The 24,733-nt window shown below is 55.3% G+C and carries 24 protein-coding genes; 19 read left to right on the top strand and 5 right to left on the bottom strand.

Going from position 1 to position 24,733, the window contains the following annotated elements; genetic code table 11:
• Positions 1-28: 28 nt before the first annotated feature.
• The 5 genes from phoB to malZ all read left to right on the top strand — a co-directional run bounded on the left by phoB (position 29) and on the right by malZ (position 7,308).
• Entirely contained in the window at positions 29-718 is a 690-nt protein-coding gene (gene phoB, locus F3J26_RS13690; protein WP_008454506.1) for a phosphate response regulator transcription factor PhoB, read from the top strand.
• A gap of 22 nt (positions 719-740) precedes the next feature.
• Positions 741-2,048 (top strand): phosphate regulon sensor histidine kinase PhoR, encoded by a 1,308-nt coding sequence (phoR, locus tag F3J26_RS13695; protein WP_008454508.1) that lies wholly within the window; start codon positions 741-743, stop codon positions 2,046-2,048.
• 425 nt (positions 2,049-2,473) lie between these two features.
• Complete coding sequence (brnQ, locus tag F3J26_RS13700; protein ID WP_008454510.1) at positions 2,474-3,793, top strand: branched-chain amino acid transporter carrier protein BrnQ; 1,320 nt, start codon at positions 2,474-2,476, stop codon at positions 3,791-3,793.
• Between the two features lie 72 nt (positions 3,794-3,865).
• A complete protein-coding gene (proY, locus tag F3J26_RS13705) occupies positions 3,866-5,236 on the top strand; it encodes a proline-specific permease ProY (RefSeq protein WP_166994385.1) in 1,371 nt (456 codons plus the stop codon).
• A 254-nt stretch (positions 5,237-5,490) separates the two neighbouring features.
• Positions 5,491-7,308 (top strand): maltodextrin glucosidase, encoded by a 1,818-nt coding sequence (gene malZ / locus F3J26_RS13710; protein ID WP_166994387.1) that lies wholly within the window; start codon positions 5,491-5,493, stop codon positions 7,306-7,308.
• Positions 7,309-7,332: 24 nt separating this feature from the next.
• Here the strand turns inward: malZ and F3J26_RS13715 are convergent, their stop codons facing one another.
• Positions 7,333-8,250 carry a LysR family transcriptional regulator gene (locus F3J26_RS13715; protein ID WP_166994389.1) on the bottom strand — a complete coding sequence of 306 codons (918 nt, stop codon included), beginning with the start codon at positions 8,248-8,250 and terminating at the stop codon, positions 7,333-7,335.
• A 163-nt stretch (positions 8,251-8,413) separates the two neighbouring features.
• On the opposite strand from F3J26_RS13715, the gene F3J26_RS13720 reads away from it, so the two are divergent.
• The 3 genes from F3J26_RS13720 to F3J26_RS13730 all read left to right on the top strand — a co-directional run bounded on the left by F3J26_RS13720 (position 8,414) and on the right by F3J26_RS13730 (position 11,556).
• Positions 8,414-9,055 (top strand): hydrolase, encoded by a 642-nt coding sequence (locus F3J26_RS13720; RefSeq protein WP_008454522.1) that lies wholly within the window; start codon positions 8,414-8,416, stop codon positions 9,053-9,055.
• Positions 9,056-9,121: 66 nt separating this feature from the next.
• Positions 9,122-9,667, top strand: a complete 546-nt coding sequence (locus tag F3J26_RS13725) for an antibiotic biosynthesis monooxygenase (protein WP_008454525.1) — start codon at positions 9,122-9,124, stop codon at positions 9,665-9,667.
• Between the two features lie 20 nt (positions 9,668-9,687).
• Entirely contained in the window at positions 9,688-11,556 is a 1,869-nt protein-coding gene (locus F3J26_RS13730) for an amidohydrolase (RefSeq protein WP_166994391.1), read from the top strand.
• 52 nt (positions 11,557-11,608) lie between these two features.
• Here F3J26_RS13730 and F3J26_RS13735 read toward each other — a convergent pair whose 3' ends face one another.
• Entirely contained in the window at positions 11,609-12,211 is a 603-nt protein-coding gene (locus F3J26_RS13735) for a peroxiredoxin C (protein ID WP_008454530.1), read from the bottom strand.
• 200 nt (positions 12,212-12,411) lie between these two features.
• Positions 12,412-12,993, bottom strand: coding sequence for an ACP phosphodiesterase (acpH, locus tag F3J26_RS13740; RefSeq protein ID WP_166994392.1), 582 nt, complete (start codon positions 12,991-12,993; stop codon positions 12,412-12,414).
• 114 nt (positions 12,994-13,107) lie between these two features.
• Between acpH and queA the strand changes: the two genes are divergently transcribed.
• The 7 genes from queA to F3J26_RS13775 all read left to right on the top strand — a co-directional run bounded on the left by queA (position 13,108) and on the right by F3J26_RS13775 (position 19,996).
• The gene (gene queA / locus F3J26_RS13745) at positions 13,108-14,178 is read left to right on the top strand and encodes a tRNA preQ1(34) S-adenosylmethionine ribosyltransferase-isomerase QueA (protein WP_008454534.1); all 1,071 of its coding nucleotides are present in this window, start codon (positions 13,108-13,110) and stop codon (positions 14,176-14,178) included.
• 219 nt (positions 14,179-14,397) lie between these two features.
• Positions 14,398-15,525 (top strand): tRNA guanosine(34) transglycosylase Tgt, encoded by a 1,128-nt coding sequence (gene tgt / locus F3J26_RS13750; RefSeq protein ID WP_039290735.1) that lies wholly within the window; start codon positions 14,398-14,400, stop codon positions 15,523-15,525.
• Between the two features lie 21 nt (positions 15,526-15,546).
• Positions 15,547-15,879, top strand: a complete 333-nt coding sequence (gene yajC, locus F3J26_RS13755; RefSeq protein WP_166866388.1) for a preprotein translocase subunit YajC — start codon at positions 15,547-15,549, stop codon at positions 15,877-15,879.
• A 27-nt stretch (positions 15,880-15,906) separates the two neighbouring features.
• The gene (gene secD, locus F3J26_RS13760) at positions 15,907-17,754 is read left to right on the top strand and encodes a protein translocase subunit SecD (RefSeq protein WP_071842707.1); all 1,848 of its coding nucleotides are present in this window, start codon (positions 15,907-15,909) and stop codon (positions 17,752-17,754) included.
• Positions 17,755-17,764: 10 nt separating this feature from the next.
• Entirely contained in the window at positions 17,765-18,736 is a 972-nt protein-coding gene (secF, locus tag F3J26_RS13765; protein ID WP_166994393.1) for a protein translocase subunit SecF, read from the top strand.
• Positions 18,737-18,868: 132 nt separating this feature from the next.
• Entirely contained in the window at positions 18,869-19,234 is a 366-nt protein-coding gene (locus F3J26_RS13770) for a VOC family protein (protein ID WP_166994395.1), read from the top strand.
• A gap of 60 nt (positions 19,235-19,294) precedes the next feature.
• Entirely contained in the window at positions 19,295-19,996 is a 702-nt protein-coding gene (locus F3J26_RS13775) for a helix-turn-helix transcriptional regulator (protein ID WP_034807592.1), read from the top strand.
• A 40-nt stretch (positions 19,997-20,036) separates the two neighbouring features.
• On the opposite strand, the gene F3J26_RS13780 is transcribed toward F3J26_RS13775, so the two are convergent.
• Entirely contained in the window at positions 20,037-20,891 is an 855-nt protein-coding gene (locus F3J26_RS13780) for a nucleoside-specific channel-forming protein Tsx (protein ID WP_166994396.1), read from the bottom strand.
• 547 nt (positions 20,892-21,438) lie between these two features.
• Positions 21,439-21,999, bottom strand: coding sequence for a SadB/YajI family lipoprotein (locus F3J26_RS13785; RefSeq protein ID WP_166994398.1), 561 nt, complete (start codon positions 21,997-21,999; stop codon positions 21,439-21,441).
• 153 nt (positions 22,000-22,152) lie between these two features.
• On the opposite strand from F3J26_RS13785, the gene nrdR reads away from it, so the two are divergent.
• The 4 genes from nrdR to nusB all read left to right on the top strand — a co-directional run bounded on the left by nrdR (position 22,153) and on the right by nusB (position 24,712).
• Positions 22,153-22,602: a transcriptional regulator NrdR gene (gene nrdR, locus F3J26_RS13790; RefSeq protein WP_008454553.1), complete on the top strand. Its 450-nt coding sequence runs from the start codon at positions 22,153-22,155 to the stop codon at positions 22,600-22,602.
• A gap of 5 nt (positions 22,603-22,607) precedes the next feature.
• Positions 22,608-23,726, top strand: a complete 1,119-nt coding sequence (ribD, locus tag F3J26_RS13795) for a bifunctional diaminohydroxyphosphoribosylaminopyrimidine deaminase/5-amino-6-(5-phosphoribosylamino)uracil reductase RibD (RefSeq protein WP_166994400.1) — start codon at positions 22,608-22,610, stop codon at positions 23,724-23,726.
• Positions 23,727-23,802: 76 nt separating this feature from the next.
• Entirely contained in the window at positions 23,803-24,273 is a 471-nt protein-coding gene (gene ribH, locus F3J26_RS13800; protein ID WP_008454557.1) for a 6,7-dimethyl-8-ribityllumazine synthase, read from the top strand.
• A gap of 19 nt (positions 24,274-24,292) precedes the next feature.
• Positions 24,293-24,712: a transcription antitermination factor NusB gene (gene nusB / locus F3J26_RS13805; protein WP_008454563.1), complete on the top strand. Its 420-nt coding sequence runs from the start codon at positions 24,293-24,295 to the stop codon at positions 24,710-24,712.
• Positions 24,713-24,733 lie beyond the last annotated feature (21 nt).

Genomic DNA, 24,733 nt, shown 5'->3' on the forward strand with positions numbered 1-24,733 from the left:
AGATGGTCTCTTTTCAACAGGGTAAATCATGGCGAGACGCATTTTAGTCGTAGAAGATGAAGCTCCGATTCGTGAAATGGTGAGCTTTGTGCTCGAGCAAAATGGCTTCCAGTCGGTAGAGGCGGAAGATTATGACAGCGCGGTTAACCTGCTGATTGAACCTTTCCCCGACCTGATCCTGCTGGACTGGATGCTGCCAGGCGGTTCCGGGATCCAGTTTATCAAGCACCTGAAACGTGAAGCGCTGACCCGCGAAATTCCGGTGATGATGCTGACCGCGCGTGGCGAAGAAGAAGATCGCGTGCGTGGCCTTGAAGTCGGTGCCGATGATTACATCACTAAGCCGTTCTCGCCTAAAGAGCTGGTGGCGCGTATTAAAGCGGTGATGCGCCGTATTTCCCCGATGGCGGTGGAAGAAGTGATTGAGATGCAGGGGCTGAGCCTGGACCCGTCCTCACACCGCGTGATGACCGGCGAAGATCCGCTCGACATGGGGCCAACTGAATTTAAGCTGTTACACTTCTTTATGACCCACCCGGAGCGCGTTTACAGCCGTGAACAGCTGCTCAATAACGTGTGGGGAACGAACGTTTACGTTGAAGACCGTACCGTAGACGTGCATATTCGTCGCCTGCGTAAAGCGTTGGAAACAAGTGGTCATGACAAAATGGTGCAAACAGTTCGCGGCACGGGTTATCGTTTTTCAACCCGTTTTTAATATGCTGACAGGAGCGTGACGCGTGCTGGAACGGCTGTCATGGAAAAGGCTGGTACTGGAGCTGGTGCTCTGTTGTATGCCAGCGGCAATTCTCGGATTGATTTTTGGCCACCTGCCGTGGTTTTTACTGGCGGCGGTGACCGCCCTGTTAAGCTGGCATTTCTGGAATTTACTTCGTCTTTCCTGGTGGCTGTGGGTTGACCGCAGCATGACCCCGCCGCCCGGGCGGGGAAGCTGGGAACCTCTGCTGTACGGGCTGCACCAGATGCAGTTGCGTAATAAAAAGCGCCGCAAAGAGTTGGGCAACCTGATCAAACGCTTCCGAAGCGGAGCCGAATCGCTGCCCGATGCGGTGGTGCTGACCACCGAAGAAGGCACCATTTTTTGGTGTAACGGCCTGGCGCAACAGCTGCTTGGCCTGCGCTGGCCTGACGACAGCGGCCAAAATATCCTCAACCTGCTGCGTTACCCTGAATTCTCCCAATACGTGGCGAAGCAGCAGTTTGGTCGCCCGCTGACGCTGATACTCAACAATGGCCGTCATCTTGAGTTCCGCGTGATGCCCTACGCCGACGGGCAGTGGCTGATGGTGGCGCGAGACGTCACGCAGATGCACCAGCTTGAAGGCGCTCGCCGCAATTTCTTTGCCAACGTTAGCCATGAGCTGCGCACGCCGCTGACCGTGTTACAGGGTTACCTGGAGATGATGCAGGATCAGGCTCTGGAAGGGCCGTTGCGGGATAAAGCCCTGCATACCATGCGCGAGCAAACTTCACGCATGGAAGGGCTGGTGAGGCAATTGTTAACGCTGTCGCGCATCGAAGCCGCGCCCACGCTGTCGATGAATGAGAAAATCGACGTGCCGCTGATGCTGCGCGTGGTGGAACGAGAGGCGCAGACGTTGAGCCAGCAGAAGCAAACGCTCACTTTTAACGTTGAGCCAGGGCTGCAGGTTTACGGTAACGAAGAGCAGCTGCGCAGCGCGATCTCTAACCTGGTGTATAACGCGGTGAATCACACGCCTGCCGGGACGCACATCACCGTCACCTGGCGCAGGCTGCCTCACGGCGTAGCGTTCAGCGTGAAGGATACCGGGCCGGGGATCTCCGCCGAGCACATTCCGCGCCTGACGGAGCGTTTCTACCGAGTAGACAAAGCGCGTTCCCGGCAGACCGGAGGCAGCGGGCTTGGGCTGGCCATCGTGAAGCATGCCCTTAGCCATCATGATGCGCGGCTGGATATCGAAAGCGTACCGGGGCAGGGCTCGACGTTTTCGTTCATCCTGCCCGAGCGCTTAATTGCTCCTGAGTCAGCGGTGGCTGCACATTAATTCACCGCAACCGTCAAGTACACTTTCCACAGGCCAGTTTTCTGGCCTTTTTGTTTGTATTTTCACCACTCGTTAAGCGATGAATATCGAATTGATGCTTTTTTGTCCGCATGATAAGCCATAACAAAAGCGTATAATCAACTTTATTCACTGGTTATGCGTATTTTTAAAGGATATATTTCTGGTTTCCCGATCCCTTCTTGTCTTCAAACGCTATAAGCGTTTTAATTGCCCCCCTGTTATTACCAGACCGACTGAAATTGCGTGGTAATTCGACTAACTATTCTTCGCCACCGATCCGGAGAAGCATATTCCGCTGTCGTTACCGGTAATAACCGCGTTTTTACCGAACGTTATTTGGACTGAACGTCGGTTTAAAAATTTGAGCATTTTCAACACCACACATCCACAGGCTGCTTTATTTTATGACCTATCATTTGAAATCTCGTGACATCATCGCTCTGGGCTTTATGACCTTTGCGCTGTTTGTAGGCGCGGGCAACATTATTTTCCCTCCTATGGTTGGCTTACAGGCTGGCGAGCACGTCTGGACGGCGGCGCTTGGCTTCCTGGTCACGGCGGTAGGTTTACCCGTTCTGACTATCGTGGCGATTGCCCGCGTCGGCGGCGGTATTGACAGCCTTAGCTCGCCGATTGGCCGCCGCGCCGGTATTTTGCTGGCGACCGTCTGCTACCTGGCCGTAGGGCCGCTGTTTGCCACGCCGCGTACCACCACCGTTTCCTTTGAAGTGGGAATTGCTCCGCTGACCGGTATGGGCGATATGCCGCTGTTTATTTACAGCCTGGTGTACTTTGCGCTGGTGATCGGGATTTCTCTTTATCCGGGTAAGCTGCTGGACACCGTAGGCCACGTGCTGGCGCCGGTGAAAATCATCGCGCTGCTGATCCTGGCGGCCGGGGCGGTGCTGTGGCCAGCCGGTGGCCTGAGCACGGCGACTGAAGCCTACCAGAACGCGGCGTTTTCTAACGGCTTCGTGAACGGCTACCTGACGATGGACACGCTGGCTTCGCTGGTGTTCGGGATTGTTATCGTGAATGCCGCGCGCTCTCGCGGTGTGACCGAATCTCGCCTGCTGACCCGCTACACGATTTGGGCTGGCCTGATTGCCGGTATCGGCCTGACGGTTATCTACCTGGCACTGTTCCACCTCGGTTCCGATAGCGCGAACCTGGTCGATCAGAAAGCCAACGGCGCGGCTATTCTGCACGCTTATGTGGCACATACCTTTGGCGGGGCCGGTAGCTTCTTCCTGGCGGCGCTGATCTTCCTGGCTTGTCTGGTTACCGCCGTGGGCCTGACCTGTGCCTGCGCGGAGTTCTTTAGCCAGTATCTGCCGCTCTCTTACCGCTCGCTGGTGTTTATCCTCGGCCTGTTCTCGATGGTGGTATCTAACCTGGGCCTGAGCCACCTGATTCAGATTTCGATCCCGGTACTGACGGCAATCTATCCACCTTGTATTGCCCTGGTGGTGCTGAGCTTCACCCGTCCGTGGTGGAACAACTCCACCCGCGTTATTGCCCCGGCGATGCTGATAAGCCTGCTGTTTGGTATGATTGATGGCATTAAGGCATCGGCCATCAGCGACATGCTGCCTGGCTGGGCGGCGAAATTGCCGCTGGCGGATCAGGGACTTGCCTGGCTGCTGCCGACCGTTGCGATGGTGGTGATCACCGCTATCTGGGACAAAGCAGCGGGGCGTCAGGTCACCTCCGCCGCCCACTAATTTTTTGATTGCTAAGTAACCACGGAGTCGTCCTCCGTGGTTTTTTTATTGTAAAGCGTGGAACCTGGATTCATGGAAAACACCAACAAGCTCAAGCGCGGTTTGAGCACCCGGCACATTCGATTTATGGCGCTGGGGTCGGCGATTGGCACAGGGCTGTTTTACGGTTCGGCGGACGCCATCAAAATGGCGGGGCCGAGCGTTCTGCTGGCGTATATCATCGGCGGCGTGGCGGCCTATATTATTATGCGCGCGCTGGGCGAAATGTCGGTGCACAATCCCGCTGCCAGCTCGTTTTCTCGCTATGCTCAGGACAACCTTGGGCCGCTGGCTGGCTATATTACCGGCTGGACCTACTGCTTTGAGATTTTGATTGTTGCCATCGCCGACGTGACCGCGTTCGGGATCTACATGGGTATCTGGTTCCCGGCGGTGCCGCACTGGGTCTGGGTGCTGAGCGTGGTGCTGATTATCTGCGCCATCAACCTGATGAGCGTCAAGGTGTTCGGCGAGCTGGAGTTCTGGTTCTCATTCTTTAAAGTCGCCACCATCATCATCATGATTATTGCCGGGATCGGCATTATCGTGTGGGGGATTGGCAACGGCGGCCAGGCGACCGGTATCCACAACCTGTGGAGCAACGGTGGCTTCTTCAGCAACGGCTGGCTGGGCATGATCATGTCTCTGCAGATGGTGATGTTTGCCTACGGCGGGATTGAGATTATCGGCATCACCGCAGGCGAAGCGAAAGATCCGCAGAAATCCATTCCGCGCGCGATAAACTCCGTACCGCTACGTATTCTGGTGTTCTACGTGGGGACGCTGTTCGTCATCATGTCCATTTATCCCTGGAACCAGGTGGGCACCGAGGGCAGTCCGTTTGTGATGACCTTCCAGCATATGGGCATTACCGCTGCAGCCGGTATTCTGAACTTTGTGGTTATCACGGCTTCGCTCTCGGCGATTAACAGCGATGTGTTTGGCGTGGGCCGCATGCTGCACGGCATGGCCGAGCAGGGTAGCGCGCCTAAAATCTTCGCCAGGACTTCCCGCAACGGTATTCCGTGGGTCACCGTTGTGGTGATGGCCTGCGCGCTGCTGCTGGCGGTTTACCTGAACTACATCATGCCGGAAAACGTCTTCCTGGTGATTGCGTCGCTGGCAACGTTTGCCACCGTTTGGGTCTGGATAATGATCCTGCTGTCGCAGATTGCCTTCCGCCGCCGCCTGTCGCCGGAAGAGGCGAAAGCGCTGAAATTCCCGATCCCCGGTGGCGTAGCGACGACCGTCGTGGGCCTGGTGTTCCTGGTGTTTATTATCGGGCTGATTGGTTACCACCCGGATACCCGTATTTCGCTGTACGTGGGCTGCGGCTGGATTGCGCTGCTGCTTATTGGCTGGGTTGTTAAGCGCCGGGTTAAGGCGCAGTCGTTGCCAGTGTAGTGGCTGATTCGGTTAGAACGTGGTATCTGGTTTTACCCTCACCCTGACCCTCTCCCTGGAAGGGAGAGGGAATAAATAGTGTTCTCCTCATTCGTTTTTCCCCCTCGCCCCTTTGGGGAGAGGGCCGGGGTGAGGGGAATAATTTCTCTCGTCTCCACCCCTCCTGTCCTCCCCCAAATTAACCCGGAATGATGAGTGATAAAGCCTTATGCTGTGGCAAGGTGGCGTCATTTTTAAGCGATGGGAAAGTTACTATGTTGAATGCCTGGCACCTGCCGGTGGCACCGTTTATCCAGACGCGGGAACGCAGCCTTGTCATTACCCTGTGGCTGGCGGGGGACGACTTGCCGGAAAAAGTGATTCTGCGTGGCGAAAAAGATAACGAAGAGATTTCTCTGGTCATGGTGCGCCAGAAACAGGCTCCCCTTGAGGGCGTTGTCGCCTGGAAAGTCACCCTTGATATCGCCGAAGGGCAGCCGCGCCGTCGCTACAGCTTTAAGCTACTCTGGCAGGACAGACAGCGCTGGTACACACCTCAGGGCTTCCAAAAAACGCCGCCGGCCCGGCTGGAACAGTTCGCTTTTGATACGCCGGATGACGGCCCGGATTGGGTGCAGGACCAGGTGTTCTATCAGATCTTCCCGGATCGTTTTGCGCGCGGGGCTAATCGCCAGCCGGTGCAGGATAACGTTTATTTTCATCATGCGGCCGGGCGGGATATCGTCCGCCGGGAGTGGCATGAGCCTTTAACCGGGGAAGCCGGAGGATCGACGTTTTACGGCGGCGATCTGGACGGGATCAGTGAAAAGCTGCCGTACCTGAAAAAGCTCGGCGTGACGGCACTTTATCTGAACCCTATTTTTACCGCGCCCAGCGTGCATAAGTACGACACTCAGGATTACCGGCAGGTAGACGAGCAGTTTGGCGGTAATGCCGCTTTCCTGCGGCTGAGGGAAAATACGCGCCGGCAGGGGATGAAGCTGATGCTGGACGGCGTTTTTAACCACAGCGGCGATACGCACGGCTGGTTTGACAGGCATCAGAACGGTGAGAATGGCGCCTGCCATCACCCACAGTCTCCGTGGCGCGACTGGTACAGCTTTTCTGACGAAGGGTTGGCGCTGGACTGGTTGGGCTATTCCAGCCTGCCTAAGCTGGATTATCGCTCGGCCACGCTGGTGGATGAGATCTATCGCGGCGAGCAAAGCATTGTGCGGCACTGGCTGCGGGAGCCCTGGGGCATTGACGGCTGGCGGCTGGACGTGGTGCATATGCTGGGAGAGGAAGGCGGGGCGAAAAATAATCTTCTGCACGTCAGCGGCATTACCCAGGCGGCAAAAGAAACCAAACAGAATGCTTACGTCCTCGGCGAGCACTTTGGCGATGCCCGGCAGTGGCTGCAGGCCGATGCCGAAGATGCCGCCATGAATTATCGCGGTTTTACTTTCCCGCTGTGGGGATTTTTGGCAAACACCGATATCTCTTACGAGCCGCAGGATATTGACGCCCAAACCTGTATAGCATGGATGGAAGAGTACCGCTCGGCACTTTCCCATCAGCAGCAGTTGCGCATGTTTAACCAGCTCGACAGCCACGATACCGCCCGTTTTAAGTCGATTCTTGGTAAAGATGTTGCCCGCTTGCCGCTGGCCGTCATCTGGCTGTACGCCTGGCCCGGCGTGCCCTGTATCTATTACGGCGATGAGGTGGGGCTGGATGGCAACAACGATCCTTTCTGCCGCAAGCCTTTCCCGTGGCAGAAACAGGATCAGGATTTAGATCTGCTGGCGCTTTATCAGCGGCTCGGCAAGCTGCGCAAGCAAAGCCGGGCGCTTCGTCACGGTGGTTGCCGGGTCATCTACGCTGAGCAGGACGTCGTAGTGTTCGTGCGTGCTTATCAAAACGAACGTGTTCTGGTGGCCATCAATCGCGGCAGCGAGGTTCAGGCCACGCTCCCGTGGGATGCCTTGCTGAGCGGCAGAGCCTGGACGCAGATCGAAGGCGAGGCGTCGCTCAATAACCGCGAGCTGAGCTTGCCTGCCGTCAGCGCCGCGGTCTGGCGCAGTCTTTAGGTCGGTAACCCGGCGGGGAGAGGTTTAGCTCTCCGCCGGGGGCTGATAAAGGGCGTTGACCAAATCCCCTTCAATGATCTTTTCTCGCCACCAGCGTGCGGCCAGGCCTTCACCCCGGTTATGCCAGCCGATGTAGGTCACATCCGTCTGACGGAACGACACAACCGGTTTTTCAATTAATTTGCCGCTGTTCAGGAGTGGCTGGGCGATGTGGCGGGGTAAAAATCCGCAGGCCAGGCCCGAGACTAAAATAGCGACCTTGCTTGGGAAGTCGTACACCACCACGCGTTCTTGCTCTTCAATGTAATTGGTGTTGATTGGTTGGCAGTAACGTGCCGTATCGCCAATGATGGCCGCACGATGGCGGCAAACTTCGTCGCTGGAAAGCACATGTTCCGCTTTTGCCAGCGCGTGCCTGGGGGAGACGACAAACACGTTGTCCAGCGTGCCCAGCATCTTGTAGGCGTATTCGGATGACGTCGGCGGCTCGTTAATGGCGCCGAGAATAATGTTCGCGCCGTTGTGGGTCAGCTCTTCCCAGGCACCTGCCAGCGTATGGTGGGTAAAATTAAGCGTGGTTTGCTGGTCGAGGGCGTAGAACTCCTCCATCAGCGGCAGCAGCAGATGGAAGGGAAATGAACCGTCCAGCGCAATAGTCAGCGTTTTTTCCCAGCCGGAGGTGGAGCGCAAAGCCTGGCTTTCCAGATCCTTCGCGGCGCTGAGCACCATCCGCCCTTTTTCCAGCACAATCCTGCCGGTGTCGGTAAATTTTGCCCGATGGCCTGAGCGATCCAGCAGTTTAATATTCAGATCGTTTTCTAGCTTCTGCACCATATAACTCAGCGCCGCAGGCGTTTTAAACAGCGATTCAGCGGCGGCGGCAAAACTGCCGTGCTTATCTAAGGCATCAAGAATGAGCAGCACATCTAAATTTACACGCATAGTGATAATCCGTTCGGGCTTTGGCCTTGCAAAAGTCTATCACCAAAAAATTAAATAAGACGTTAGAAAATTCCGGCTATCAACCCTGCGGCTGTATGCAGAAAATAAAGGCGTCATCCAGAGATGGATACCTTAATAACTCATTGATAGCTGAGGGAATAAAATGTCTATTCGTGAACTGATTGACCCAACTAACTCCGCCCTTATTTTTATCGATCACCAGCCGCAAATGGCTTTCGGCGTGGCGAATATCGATCGCCAGACCCTGAAAAATAACACCGTGGCGCTGGCAAAGGCGGGCAAAATATTTAAGGTGCCGACGATTTATACCTCCGTCGAAACCAAAAGCTTCAGCGGCTATATCTGGCCTGAATTATTAGCCGTTCATCCTGACATTAAGCCCATTGAGCGTACTTCCATGAACTCCTGGGAAGATAAAGCCTTTGTTGAGGCGGTGAAGGCGACGGGCCGTAAAAAACTGATTATTTCAGCGCTGTGGACCGAAGTGTGCCTGACCTTCCCGGCGCTGATGGCGCTGGAAGAAGGCTTTGAAGTGTATGTGGTCACCGACACTTCCGGCGGGACTTCTGTGGATGCCCACGAACGCGCCATTGACCGGATGGTGCAGGCCGGTGCCGTGCCGGTGACCTGGCAGCAGGTTCTGCTGGAGTACCAGCGCGACTGGTCACGCAAAGAAACTTATGACGCGGTGATGAACCTGGTTCGTGAGCACAGCGGGGCTTACGGCATGGGCGTCGACTATGCTTATACGATGGTTCACGGCGCGCCGGAACGTAAAGCCTGATGGATCACACTCGGGGCGGGTTCGCCGCTCCGTTTTTCCTCCCCATTTTGACTCAGGAATTGCGGCATGGCCGACAACAATACCGTTACGCTGGTGATCACCCACGCAATCCGGCCAGGCGAGGCCGCTCGCTACGAACAATGGCTGGAAAAGATCATGCCGACCGCCGCTCGTTTCCCCGGTCACCTTGGGGTACATGTGATTCGCCCCACGGCCGGGAACGACACCTATAACGTGGTGATTCGCTTCGACACGCTCGAGCATCTCAATGCCTGGACTGACTCCCCTGAACGCCATCGCCTTGTGGCAGAGATCAAATCCTCTCTTGCCGATGACGACAAAGTGCAGGTGCACACCGAAACGGCCTTCTGGTTTACCCCGGAAAGCGCGACGGTGAAACGCCCGCCGCAGTGGAAGCAGTTCCTGATCACGCTGCTCGTTATCTTCCCCAGTACCAACCTTGTGCCGTGGCTGACGGGCATGTTGTTCCCAGGTTTACGCGGCACGCTTCCCGGGCACTTGCTTAACGATGCCTGCGTGGTAGCGCTGGTGGTCTGGCTCTGGATGCCGATGGTGACGAAGCTGTTTGCCGGTTGGCTAAAAAAAGCATGATTTCTCAGGAGTCCCTGATTATGTCTCAACATGCCTCACTGATTTTGACTCATGGCCAGTTTCACACGCTGGATAAAGAGAATCCGCTTGCCGAAGCGGTAGCGATTAAAGACGGTAAAATTCTGGCAGCGGGCAGCACCGCCTATGCGATGAGCTTTGCCGGAGAAGGTAGCCAGGTCGTCGATTTGAAAGGCCACACGGTGATCCCCGGCCTGAACGATTCGCACCTGCACCTGATTCGCGGCGGGCTGAACTACAACCTTGAGCTGCGCTGGGAAGGCGTGCCTTCGCTGGCCGATGCCCTGCGCATGCTAAAAGAACAGGCGCTGCGCACGCCGTCTCCGCAGTGGGTACGCGTGGTGGGGGGCTGGACAGAGTTCCAGTTTGCCGAACGCCGCATGCCTACCATCGAAGAACTTAACGAGGCCGCGCCCGATACGCCGGTATTCGTTCTGCATCTGTACGACAGAGCTTTGCTCAACCGCGCCGCGCTGAAAGCGGTGGGCTATACCAAAGAGACGCCAAACCCGCCGGGTGGCGAGATTGTCCGTGACGGCAACGGGAATCCGACCGGAATGCTGGTGGCGAAGCCTAACGCGATGATCCTTTATTCCACGCTGGCGAAAGGGCCGAAACTGCCGCTGGAGATGCAGGTGAACTCAACGCGGCAGTTTATGCGGGAGCTGAACCGCCTGGGCGTGACCAGCGCGATTGACGCGGGCGGTGGTTTCCAGAACTACCCTGAGGATTACCAGGTTATCGACGAGCTGCACAGTAAAAAGCAGATGACGGTGCGCATTGCCTATAACCTGTTTACCCAGCGCCCTCAGCATGAGCTGGAAGATTTTGAAAAATGGACCGACATGCTGACGCCGGGGCAGGGCACCGACTTCTACCGCGCCAACGGGGCCGGTGAAATGCTGGTGTTCTCGGCGGCAGACTTTGAAGACTTCCTGCAGCCACGCCCGGATTTGCCGGACGGGATGGAACAGGAGCTGGAGCGTGTGGTGCGCCATCTGGTTGAACACCGCTGGCCGTTCCGGCTGCATGCCACCTACAACGAGTCCATCAGCCGCATGCTGGACGTGTTCGAAAAGGTCAATCGCGATATTCCGTTCAACGGTCTGCACTGGCTGTTTGACCACGCAGAGACGATTACCGAACGCAATATCGACCGGGTTAAGGCGCTGGGCGGTGGGATTGCGGTTCAGCACCGCATGGCTTTCCAGGGCGAATACTATGCGGAGCGCTACGGGATTGAGGCGGTGAAACAAACGCCGCCGGTGGCGAAAATGCTAGCCGCAGGTGTGCCCGTGGGGTTAGGCACCGACGCCACGCGCGTGGCGAGCTACAACCCGTGGACGGCGCTTTACTGGCTGGTGTCCGGGCGCACTGTGGGCGGTATGCAGATGTACGACGAGAATAACCGTATGTCCCGCGATGTCGCCCTTGAGCTATGGACCGCAGGCAGCGCCTGGTTCTCTAACGAGCAGGGCAAGAAAGGGCGGATTCAGGCGGGGCAACTGGCTGACCTGGTTGTGCTGTCTCAGGACTACTTCAGCGTGCCGGAAGAGGCTATCAAGGGTATTGAATCGGTGATGACCGTGGTGGATGGAAAAGTGGTTTATGCCACCGGAGCCTTTACGCCTCTGGCACCGCCAGCCATTCCCGTTGTGCCTGACTGGTCGCCTGTGGTGAACGTGCCGGGGCATTACCGCTCCGCGCCACCAGCGGCGGCAAAAGTGGGGATGATGGCATCGGTGCATCAGTGCTGCGGGAGCTGTAACGTCCACGGGCATCAGCATGATGTGGCGCGTAATTCCTCGATTCCCGTCGGCGATGAGACGGCGTTCTGGGGCGTGATGGGCTGTTCCTGCTTCGCCTTCTGACAAAAACAAAAAAGGCCGCTATCGCGGCCTTTTCTTCGAACTTGCTTCGCGATTACAGCTTAGCAACGTTCTCGCTCAGGTACTTAGCAACGCCGTCCGGAGACGCGTTCATGCCTTCTTTCCCTTTTTCCCACTGAGCCGGGCACACTTCGCCGTGCTCTTCGTGGAACTGCAGCGCGTCAACCATACGCAGCATTTCGTCGATGTTACGACCCAGCGGCAGATCGTTCACAACCTGGTGGCGAACGATACCGGCTTTGTCGATCAGGAAGGAACCGCGCAGCGCAACGCCCGCTTCCGGGTGTTCGATGCCGTAGGCTTGCTGGATTTCACGTTTGATATCAGCAACCATCGCGTATTTCACTTCGCCGATGCCGCCTTTATCAACCGGGGTTTTACGCCATGCGTTGTGAACGAACTCGGAGTCAAAAGATACACCAACGACTTCTACGCCACGTTTCTGGAATTCTTCGTAACGCTTGTCGAACGCGATCAGTTCAGACGGGCAAACGAAGGTGAAGTCCATCGGCCAGAAGAACACAACGGTGGCTTTACCGTTGGTGTGTTTTTTGAAGTTGAAGTTTTCAACGATTTCGCCATTGCCCAGAACGGCAGCAGCGGTAAAGTCAGGGGCTGGACGAGTAACCAGGACCATATGTACTCCTGTTAATTTTGTTAAAGTGAATGTTAACGCAACGGGGGGAGTATAGGGGCTCCATTCCATGTAGCTCAATGGCATCTTGCCAATCAATCAGATAGGTTTTGGCTATCAAAAAGACGCATATCTTGATGCCGATAACCAAGATAGCCCTTTTTTCGAAAAGGGCAAGTTGTTCTAACGTGAACCGGGAACGATCACAAACTTTTTTGTTCCGCCATCACCATCATGCGTGGGTAGAACTGCCAGAACAACTCCTCCAACTGGTCATAATGGGCGTCGAGATCGTGCCAGGAGGCTCGCAGGGCATCAAGTTTTGGTCTACGGCTCGCCATTCCATTGAGAACGTTAGCAATAAAGTCCATATCCTGATAACGCTCCAGCCAGCGTTCACGCCATAAATAGTTATTAAGATTAATGAAGCGCGGCGGCGTGTCGTTAAGCCTGGGCACAATCTGCCCGCGAGCATAGGCGATAAAATCCTCGAGCCCGATATCCGGGCAGACTTTATGCCAGTGGCGCGACAGGAAGTGGTCCCACATAACATCCAGAGAAATCGGCGACACTCGCCGCGTCTCTGGGCTGAACCAGCCGCGGGCTAGAGCCACCTCCGGCAGTCCGTCCGTCAGGACATCGACTCTGCGGTGCATATAAATGCCGGCCACGACCTCGGGCGAAAAGCTGTCGTCCGGGCTGCCGCGCACGAAATCCGCCAGCAAATTTCCCAGCAGTGAACTTTGGGCCAGATGTGCCAAATGCAGGTGGGCGAGAAAATTCATCGAATAGTTATTCCATTTATGGCGTTAAAACGGCCTGAGCAGGGTAAACGTGTTGCAGGGAAAGCCCCCTGCCACTAGACTAAGCCGCCTGTTTTTAAGTCTGAGTGCTATACCATGCGCGTTGCTGATTTTTCCTTTGAACTGCCTGAATCCCTGATTGCTCATTATCCGCAAGCCGAGCGCAGCAGCTGCCGCTTGCTGTCACTTGACGGGCCGACGGGCGCATTGGCGCATGGCACTTTCACCGATTTGCTCGACAAGCTCAACCCCGGCGACCTGCTGGTGTTCAATAACACCCGCGTAATCCCGGCTCGCCTGTTTGGCCGTAAAGCCAGCGGCGGGAAAATTGAAGTACTGGTCGAGCGTATGCTGGATGATAAACGCATTCTGGCACACATTCGCGCCTCTAAAGCGCCAAAACCCGGCGCCGAGCTGCTGTTGGGCGATGATGAAAGCGTACACGCCACCATGGTTGCGCGCCACGATGCGCTGTTTGAGGTCGAGTTTAACGACGAGCGCGCCGTACTGGATATCTTAAATAACATCGGCCATATGCCGCTGCCACCGTACATCGACCGCCCGGATGAAGAAGCCGACCGCGAGCTTTATCAAACGGTTTATAGCCAGAAGCCGGGGGCGGTTGCTGCGCCGACAGCAGGTCTGCACTTTGACGAGCCGCTGCTGGAAAAACTGCGCAATAAAGGTGTCGATATGGCGTTCGTCACGCTGCACGTCGGGGCGGGGACGTTCCAGCCGGTGCGCGTGGACAGCATCGAAGACCACATCATGCACTCTGAGTATGCCGAAGTGCCCCAGGACGTTGTGGATGCAGTGCTGGCCTGTAAAGCGCGTGGCAATCGCGTTATTGCGGTCGGAACTACGTCGGTACGCTCCCTGGAAAGCGCCGCTCAGGCTGCGCAGAACGACCTGATCGAGCCGTTCTTCGGCGATACCCAAATCTTTATCTATCCGGGCTATCAGTACAAAGTGATCGACGCGCTGGTGACGAACTTCCACCTGCCTGAGTCTACGCTGATTATGCTGGTCTCCGCGTTTGCCGGTTATAAAAACACAATGCACGCTTACCACGAGGCGGTGAAAGCGGAATATCGCTTCTTTAGCTACGGCGATGCGATGTTCATTACCTGTAATCCGCAGGCGATAAACGAACGCCCGGGGGCGTGATTGCCCCTCACCCTGGCCCTCTCCCCGCGGGGAAAGGGGATAATAAGGGATGTATCCTCTCTCCCCCGTGAGAGTATTGGGTAACAGAGAAAGTATTCTCCCTCTCCCTTCCAGGGAGAGGGCCGGGGTGGGTTACCCTCACCCCCGCTTATTCCGCCGTGAGCACCGCCCACGGCGTTAATTGACTCACCAGACTGTTTCTCTGGTGCTGGAGGAAATGTGAAATTTGAATTAGATACCACCGACGGACGCGCACGACGCGGTCGCCTGGTCTTTGAACGTGGCACCGTCGAAACCCCGGCCTTTATGCCGGTGGGTACTTACGGCACCGTGAAAGGGATGACGCCGGAAGAAGTTGAAGCCACGGGCGCGCAGATTATCCTGGGCAATACCTTCCATTTATGGCTGCGTCCTGGCCAGGAAATCATGAAACTGCACGGCGACCTGCATGATTTTATGCAGTGGAAAGGCCCAATCCTGACGGACTCCGGTGGTTTCCAGGTATTCAGCCTGGGCGATATCCGTAAGATCACCGAAGCGGGCGTGCATTTCCGCAACCCGATCAACGGCGATCCTATTTTCCTCGATCCTGAAAAATCCATGGAAATTCAGTACGATCTGGGGTCCGATATCGTGATGATCTTCGACGAATGTACGCCGTACCCGGCGGACTGGGATTACGCTAAACGCTCCATGGAAATGTCCCTGCGTTGGGCGCAGCGTAGCCGCGATCGCTTTGATTCCCTTGGGAATAAAAATGCGCTGTTCGGCATTATCCAGGGCAGTGTTTACGAAGATTTACGAGATATCTCGGTAAAAGGTCTGGTAGAGATTGGCTTTGATGGCTACGCTGTCGGCGGCCTGGCGGTAGGTGAGCCTAAGGAAGACATGCACCGTATTCTGGAGCACGTTTGCCCGCAAATCCCTGCCGACAAACCACGTTACCTGATGGGCGTAGGTAAACCGGAAGACCTGGTTGAAGGGGTACGTCGCGGTATCGATATGTTCGACTGCGTCATGCCAACTCGTAATGCGCGTAACGGTCACCTGTTCGTGACGGACGGCGTAGTGAAAATCCGCAATGCTAAGCATAAAGATGACACCGCCCCGCTGGATGCCGAGTGTGATTGCTATACGTGTCGCAATTATTCACGTGCCTACTTGCATCATCTTGACCGTTGCAACGAAATACTGGGCGCGCGTCTTAATACCATTCATAACCTGCGCTATTACCAGCGTTTAATGGCTGGTTTACGTCAGGCCATTGAAGAGGGTAAATTAGACCACTTCGTGACGGATTTTTACGAGCGGACAGGTAAGCCGGTTCCACCTTTGAACGTTGATTAATTTAATAATGAGGGAATTTTAATGAGCTTTTTCATTTCTGATGCGGTAGCTGCAACAGGTGCTCCATCGCAGGGTAGCCCGTACTCTTTGATTCTTATGCTGGTGGTGTTTGGCCTGATTTTCTATTTTATGATCCTGCGTCCGCAGCAAAAGCGTACCAAAGAGCATAAAAAACTGATGGACTCCATCTCCAAGGGTGATGAAGTGCTGACCAACGGTGGCCTGGTTGGCCGCGTGACCAAAGTAGCTGAAACTGGCTATGTTGCTATCGCGCTGAACGATACCACCGAAGTGGTTATCAAACGTGATTTCGTAGCTGCCGTTCTGCCGAAAGGCACCATGAAGGCGCTGTAATTTTCGTTTTCCCTAAGGGAACTACACGTGTTAAACCGTTATCCTTTGTGGAAGTACATCATGCTGATCGCCGTACTGGCGATTGGCCTGCTGTATGCGCTTCCCAACCTGTATGGTGAGGATCCGGCAGTTCAGTTAACTGGCGTGCGCGGTGCCGCCGCCAGTGAACAAACGCTGATCCAGGTCGAAAACACCTTAAAACAAGAAAATATCACCGCTAAGTCTGTGGCGCTGGAAGAGGGCGCTATTCTCGCTCGCTTCGACTCTACCGATACCCAGCTCCGCGCGCGTGAAGCGTTGATGAGCGTGATGGGCGACAACTATGTCGTGGCGCTTAACCTTGCTCCTGCTACCCCTCGCTGGATGTCGACTATCGGTGCGAACCCGATGAAGCTCGGCCTTGACCTGCGCGGCGGCGTCCACTTCCTGATGGAAGTCGATATGGACACAGCGCTGGGCAAGCTCCAGGAACAAAATATCGATGGCCTGCGCAGCGACCTGCGTGACAAGGGCATTGCTTACACCAACGTGCGTAAAGCCGACAATTACGGCGTAGACATCGTCTTCCGTGATTCAAGCGCGCGCGACTCAGCAAGAGATTACCTCTCCTCCCGCCATCGCGATCTGGTGTTCTCCAACCAGGGGAGCAATACGCTGCGTGCCGTGATGAGCGATGCTCGCCTGAGCGAAGCGCGTGAGTACGCGGTCCAGCAGAACATCAATATCCTGCGTAACCGTGTCAACCAGCTTGGCGTCGCCGAACCACTGGTGCAGCGTCAGGGTGCTGACCGTATCGTAGTTGAGCTGCCGGGTATTCAGGACACCGCGCGTGCGAAAGAAATCCTGGGGGCAACCGCTACGCTGGAATTCCGTCTGGTGAACACCAACGTGGATGCCTCTGCGGCAGCCTCTGGCCGCGTGCCGGGTGACTCCGAAGTGAAGCAGACTCGCGAAGGTCAGCCGGTTGTGCTGTACAAGCGCGTGATTCTGACCGGGGACCACATCACTGACTCCACGTCCAGCATGGATGAATACAACCAGCCTCAGGTAAACATTTCCCTGGACAGCGCTGGCGGTAACATCATGTCTAACTTCACTAAAGACAACATCGGCAAGCCGATGGCAACCCTCTTTGTGGAGTACAAGGACAGCGGTAAGAAAGACGCGAATGGCCGTTCCGTCCTGATGAAAGAAGAAGAAGTTATCAACGTGGCGAACATTCAGTCTCGCCTGGGTAACAGCTTCCGCATCACCGGGATCAGCAACCCGAATGAAGCTCGCCAGCTTTCTCTGCTGCTGCGTGCTGGTGCGCTGATTGCGCCGATTCAGATTGTTGAAGAACGTACCATCGGTCCAACCCTGGGCCTGGAAAACATCAAGCAGGGCCTGGAAGCGTGCCTGGCGGGTCTGGTGGTCTCCATCATCTTCATGGTCTTCTTCTATAAGAAGTTTGGCCTGATTGCGACCTCTGCGCTGCTGGCTAACCTGGTGCTGATTGTGGGGATCATGTCCCTGCTGCCGGGGGCGACGCTGACCATGCCGGGTATTGCGGGTGTCGTCTTAACCCTTGCGGTAGCGGTGGATGCCAACGTACTGATTAACGAACGTATCAAAGAAGAACTGCGAAACGGACGTTCGGTACAGCAGGCAATTGATGAAGGCTACAAAGGCGCGTTCAGCTCCATTTTCGATGCCAACATCACCACGCTTATCAAAGTTATCATCCTGTATGCCGTGGGCACCGGGGCGATCAAAGGGTTTGCTATTACCACCGGTATTGGCGTTGCGACCTCGATGTTTACCGCAATCGTCGGCACCCGTGCCATCGTGAACCTGTTGTACGGCGGCAAACGCATCAACAAGCTGTCTATCTAAGGAGTGCGTTGTGGCACAGGAATATACTGTTGAACAATTGAACCACGGCCGTAAAGTCTATGACTTTATGCGCTGGGACAACTGGGCCTTCGGCATCTCCGGTATCCTGCTGATCCTTTCCGTCGCGATTATCGGCGTGAAAGGCTTCAACTGGGGCCTGGACTTTACCGGCGGTACGGTTATCGAAATCGGGCTGGAAAAACCAGCCGAGCTGGACACCATGCGCGCCGCGCTGCAGAAGGAGGGCTTTGAAGAGCCGCTGGTGCAGAACTTTGGCAGCAGCCGTGACATCATGGTGCGCATGCCGCCTGCTAAAGGCGAAACCGGCGGCCAGGTGCTCGGCAGCAAGGTTGTGAGCGTGATTAACGAAGCGACCAGTCAGAATGCGGCAGTGAAGCGTATTGAGTTTGTCGGCCCAAGCGTGGGTGCGGATCTGGCTCAAAACGGTGCGATGGCGCTGCTCGTCGCGCTGTTGTCGATTCTGGTGTACGTTGGGTTCCGCTTCGAGTGGCGTCTGGCTGCCGGTGTGGTTATCAAGCTGGCGCACGACGTGGTAATTACCATGGGCGTGCTGTCGCTGTTCCACATTGAGATTGACCTGACCATCGTCGCGTCGTTGATGTCGGTTATCGGCTACTCGCTGAACGACAGCATCGTGGTTTCGGACCGTATTCGTGAAAACTTCCGCAAGATCCGCCGCGGGACGCCTTACGAGATCTTTAACGTCTCCCTGACCCAGACGCTGCAAAGGACCTTGATCACATCCGGTACCACCTTAGTGGTTATCCTGATGCTGTATCTGTTCGGTGGGGCGCTGCTGAAAGGCTTCTCCCTGACGATGCTTATCGGTGTCACCATCGGTACCGTGTCTTCTATCTACGTCGCCTCTGCGCTGGCGTTGAAACTGGGCATGAAGCGCGAGCACATGCTGCAGCAAAAGGTAGAGAAAGAAGGGGCGGATCAGCCGTCCATTCTGCCGTAATAGCGTTAAGCGTTTGATAAAACCGCAGCCTTCGAGCTGCGGTTTTTTTTCGTCCGGTGTTTTTCTCCTGACAGTATGGTGTCAGGAGGGGGCCAGTAGACTCGTGGTTACTGACAACACAGGAGAAAAACAATGAGCACACTCATCAACTGGTTTGAGATCCCCGTTACCGATATGGCGCGAGCGGTCGCTTTTTACCAACGAGTATTGAACGCTGAATTTCGTCGCGAAACGATAGCCGGCGTGGAGAATGCTGTATTTTCGTATAACCAACCGGCCACCGGTGGTTCTTTAGTGAAAGGGGAGCGGTTTGTGCCTTCTGCGACAGGCGCGGTGATTTATCTTTATACGCCCGATATTGTTAAAGCATTACAGCAGGTAGAGATGGCGGGAGGCCGGCTGGACTTTGGTCCTCAGGTGCTGCCCTATGATATCGGCACGATTGCGTTAATGATCGACAGCGAAGGCAATCGCGTTGGGTTGCATCAGCCTGTTTAAGCCTCAATACTGACGCTAAAGCCTGCCGCTCGGGCAGGCCTTATTTTTTCCGGAACATCCATGAGCCGAAGAGCCGATCGATTATTTCAGATAGTGCAAATCCTGCGCGGCAGGCGCCTGACGACGGCTGCACAACTTGCCGAACGGCTGGAAGTCTCAGAGCGGACTGTCTACCGCGACATTCAGGATCTTTCTCTCTCCGGCGTGCCGATAGAAGGGGAGGCGGGCTGCGGCTATCGCCTGCTGGCCGGGTACGATCTTCCACCGCTGATGCTGACGACCGGAGAGGTGGAGGCGGTGATTGCGGCGTTAAGAATGGTGCAAACCTGGAGCGGAGAAACGCTGGCGAAATCTGCCGAGTCCGTGCATGAGAAGCTCCTCGCAGTGCTCACCCCGGAAAAGCGTCGGGTTGCCGAACGCAGCCGTATTATCTCGCCAAATTTTAACAAGTTTCCGCAGGTGAAAGCCCGGTTCGATCTGTTTCATTCCGCCATCGACAAATGCCAGGTTGTTCATTTGCTGTATGAGGATGAAAAAGGGGAATTGACGGAGCGGGATATTCACCCTCTGGGGCTGTCATTTTGGGGAGAGGTCTGGCTGCTGGTGGCCTGGTGCGAGGCTCGGAATGATTATCGTAGCTTCAGGCTGGATCGCTGCCGGGATATTCATTTAACAGGAAATGTGTTTCAGGAGCGACACGATCGTTCTCTGCAGGCTTTTATTGCCCTTCAGAAGGCCAAAGGTTACCTGCCTGAGAAATAAAAAAACCGGCCAGCGGCCGGTTTTTTACAAGTGGTGGCGATTAGAAGTTGTAACCGACAACCACGTAGTAGCCGAAGCCGGTCGACTTCACGCGTTCGTTCATGAAGAACGGCTGCTCGCCATCTTTCCACTGGCCGCCGTTATGGAAGTAACGGGCCACGAAGGAGTAGTGCAGGTGATCGTAGTTCAGCGACAGGATGTGGCTGGACGCAACGGAGTTATTGGTACGGTACTGCTCGTTGCCCAGGTCAGAGTCCCAGTCAACGTTGGTGAAACCGATATAGCTCAGCTTACCGCCCCACAGGGAAGTAATCGGCACGAAGTATTTCACCTTGAAGCGGTAGCCATCCCACTCGTTTTCGTTGCTCGCTTTGTAGTTCTGCCACTGGTATTTGGCATACACGTTCATCGACAGGCTCATTGGCAGGCCGGTATCGATGTCGGTACCCAGACCCATGTACCAGGTGCTTTGGCGACCCGTCGCGTTACGGCCCATATCGTAGATATAGTTGTTCGCGAAGTACCACTCTTTGAACGGACCAAAGCTCAGATCGGTCCCGGTCAGCTTGTCGATGGAGAAGCGAGGTTCGATTTCCATAAACAGTGGGGAGCCGTGGTTCCAGATCCCTTTCGCCTGGGTGTTGCCGCCGAAGAAGACTGGCGCATCCATATAGCCGTAGAAATCGAACCAGTCTTTTTTGGCGAACGCTTCATATTCCAGGTAGGTATCGTTGCGCAGCTGCGGCCCGAACCGGGTGTGATAGCTGCCGACAACGTTAACGCTCTGGTGCCACCAGTCGGAGAGGTATTCGCTGTTTTTTGCTTCTTCTGCGCTGGCAGAGAAAGAGCTGGAAAGCGCCAGAACGGTGCCGGCTGCCAGAATAATTTTTTTCATATTTTTAGCCACTGTTTACGTAATTTTGGTGCGATGCGGATGTGAGATGTCATCCCTGGCCGCCGGTCTCAGGGAAGGACCTTTGCAGCGCGACTATTATAGAAATCCCTGCTCACAAAAATATGTTCTATTTCACATTCTTCTCATATGCGTAATCGATTGCGTTCACGTTTGCGCACATTAAAAACGGCGTGATTGTACCTGCTTCGACAAATTACGCAAACGTATGCCCAGTTGTTACATGTAAGTGTGATATGGATCACTATAAAGACGAGATGATAACAGGGGGTTTGCTTCACATATTGTGCGGGGGGTGTGAAAGAGTGTGACAGGCGCGCCTCGCCGGAAAATGTCTCTTAGTCATCTTTTGCTTTCACATTTTTGCGGATGAGTGGGGTGACTTCAGCCCTCACCCCGGCCCTCTCCCGGAGGGAGAGGGGGAAAACTGCCGATGATTTATTCCCTCTCCCTTTTAGGGAGAGGGCCAGGGGGAGGGTAAGAAGCGAAGCTGTGGTTGAAGCGAGCGCCGGACAAGGGGGCGAAAGAATTATTGCGCGGGTGCTGGCTGCGCGGAAGAAACTGGCTGGATATCATGAACGCGCACAAACCCTAATTGGTCGGGCGTGATGCCGGACAGGCGAAGCGGAATCGACACGTCGCTTGGGGCGAGAATGCTGGCCGGGGCGTCTATGGACTGCGTTTGCACGTTAACTTCCTGGAAACTGTCGGTGGTGCCCTGGATCTGCCCCCATTCTACTTTGCCGCTAAATGCCGGCAGCGGATCGTTGGATTCTCCCTGAATCAGCAGCGTGGCGCGGGTGCCGTTGGCTTCAGCCGCAACGTTTGTCAGCGACATTTTCAGGTTACCTATCTGGCTGTTGAGGCGCGCTGCCGTGTTTGAACCCGGTAGCAGATAAACGCCGCTGGTCGACTTCGCGTTCAGGGCATTCTGCTGGGTCAGCTTCACCGTTTGCTGGCTAAGTTTAGTCATTTCCTGATTTAACGAACCAATTTGACTGCGCATCTGACGCACTTCAGTTTGCTGGGCACAAGCGGTCAGGCTTATCAGGCTTGAAACCAGGGTAATTCTTAAGTAAGTCTTTGTCATGGTTAGTTTTTCCTTGCTAAGGTTCGCTGATTTAAGCGTAGTTCTTCGCGCTTGAAAAGTCATATTTGATGTTGCAGTGTCGGCGCTGTCTTTGTACTCCCGCAACTTCGCGGTAAACTATTGTTCATCTTTATAATCCCAGCAGGAAACGCTATGCATTGCCCATTCTGTTTCGCCGTGGACACCAAAGTTATTGACTCTCGCCTGGTGGGTGAAGGTTCCTCCGTACGCCGTCGGCGCCAGTGTCTGGTCTGTCACGAACGCTTCACGACTTTCGAGGTTGCGGAGCTGGTGATGCCGAGAGTGGTGAAGAGTAATGAGGTGCGCGAGCCGTTTAACGAAGACAAACTGCGCAGCGGCATCCTGAAAGCGCTGGAAAAACGTCCGGTCAATTCTGACGACGTGGAAATGGCCATCAGCCATATTAAGTCGCACCTTCGAGCAACCGGCGAACGCGAAATCCCGAGTAAACTCATCGGTAACCTGGTGATGGAGCAGCTCAAAAAGCTGGATAAAGTCGCCTATATTCGCTTTGCTTCGGTCTACCGTAGCTTTGAAGATATCAAAGAATTTGGTGAAGAAATCGCCCGTTTACAGGATTAATGCCGATGTCCCTTGATGAACAGTTTATGGCTCGAGCGCTTGAGCTGGCTAAGCGCGGGCGTTTTACCACTGCACCGAACCCGAATGTCGGCTGCGTGATAGTTAAAGACGGCAATATTGTGGGGGAAGGGTTCCACTTTCGCGCCGGGGAACCTCATGCGGAAGTTCACGCTTTGCGCATGGCAGGCGAACAGGCCCGGGGCGCAACGGCCTATGTCACGCTCGAACCCTGCAGCCACCATGGCCGCACGCCACCGTGCTGTGATGCCTTGATTGCCGCAGGCGTTTCTCGCGTGGTGGCCGCCATGCAGGATCCTAACCCGCAGGTTGCCGGCCGGGGCCTCTACCGCTTGCAGCAGGCGGGCATTGAAGTCAGCCACGGCCTGATGATGAACGAAGCTGAAGCGCTGAACCGCGGGTTCCTCAAGCGTATGCGCACGGGTTTTCCATTTATCCAGCTTAAGCTTGGTGCTTCGCTGGACGGCCGTACCGCGATGGCAAGCGGAGAGAGCAAATGGATTACCTCTCCCCAGGCGCGTCGCGATGTGCAGCGCCAGCGCGCGCAAAGTGCCGCGATTCTTTCCAGCGACGCGACCGTATTGGCAGATAACCCGTCATTAACGGTTCGCTGGGATGAGCTGGATAGCGCCAGCCAGGCTATTTATTCCCAACAGGATTTACGTCAGCCGATTCGCATTGTGCTGGATCGTCAAAACCGGGTAACGCCACAGCACCAAATTATTGCCAATCCGGGGCAAACCTGGCTTGCCCGCAGCCAGGCGGATGAACAATCCTGGCCGGAGGACGTCGAGCAACTGCTGGTGCCTGAACATAATGGGCATCTTGATTTGGTCGTGTTAATGATGCAGCTTGGCAAACGCCAGGTGAATTCTGTCTGGGTTGAGGCCGGGGCAACGCTTGCCGGGGCGCTGTTGCAGGCAGGCCTGGTGGATGAGCTGATTATCTATGTCGCACCTAAATTATTAGGCAATGATGCCCGAGGTTTGTGCGAGCTTCCTGGCCTTGAAAAACTTGCTGATGCGCCGGCGTTCAGCTTTAGCGAAGTCCGCCAGGTTGGCCCCGATTTGTGCCTGCATTTGACGCCCATTTACGGACGCCAGTAAAACGTAAGCAGTCACGAAAAGATTATGATAAAATCCGCCCCCCTGCGGGGCTAAACAGAACCCGTAAAGGAAGATTATGAACATTATTGAAGCTGCTGTTGCTACTCCTGACGCTCGCGTCGCCATCACCATCGCGCGTTTTAACAACTTCATCAATGACAGCCTGCTGGAAGGTGCTATCGACGCCCTGAAACGCATTGGTCAGGTGAAAGACAAAAACATCACCGTAGTTTGGGTGCCGGGCGCTTACGAGCTGCCGCTGGCCGCTGATGCACTGGCTAAAACCGGTAAATACGATGCTGTTATCGCGCTGGGTACCGTGATTCGCGGAGGCACTGCACACTTCGAATACGTTGCCGGCGGTGCCAGCAACGGTCTGTTAAGCGTAGGCCAGGACAGCGGTATTCCCGTTGCCTTCGGCGTGCTGACCACTGAAAGCATTGAACAAGCCATCGAACGTGCTGGCACCAAAGCCGGTAACAAAGGTGCAGAAGCTGCACTGACCGCGCTTGAAATGATTAATGTATTGAAAGCCATCAAGGCCTGATTTTTGTAAGGGGAAATCCGTGAAACCTGCTGCTCGTCGCCGCGCCCGTGAGTGTGCCGTCCAGGCGCTCTACTCCTGGCAGTTGTCTAAAAACGACATCGCTGATGTTGAATACCAGTTCCTGGCGGAACAGGACGTCAAAGACGTTGACGTTGTCTATTTCCGCGAGCTGCTGAGCGGCGTGGCTACCAACAGCGCGTATCTGGATGGGCTGATGAAGCCTTACCTGTCCCGTCTGCTTGAAGAGCTGGGCCAGGTGGAAAAAGCGGTACTGCGCATTGCGCTGTTTGAACTGTCCAAACGTGATGATGTGCCGTACAAAGTGGCCATCAACGAAGCGATTGAGCTGGCAAAAACCTTCGGTGCCGAAGACAGCCATAAGTTCGTTAACGGCGTTCTCGACAAAGCTGCTCCCGCTATTCGTCCCCACAAGAAGTAATCTCCTGGCCGGGTTTTCCCG

This window comes from Enterobacter sp. Ap-867, assembly GCF_011752855.1.
Classification (GTDB): Bacteria; Pseudomonadota; Gammaproteobacteria; order Enterobacterales; family Enterobacteriaceae; genus Cedecea.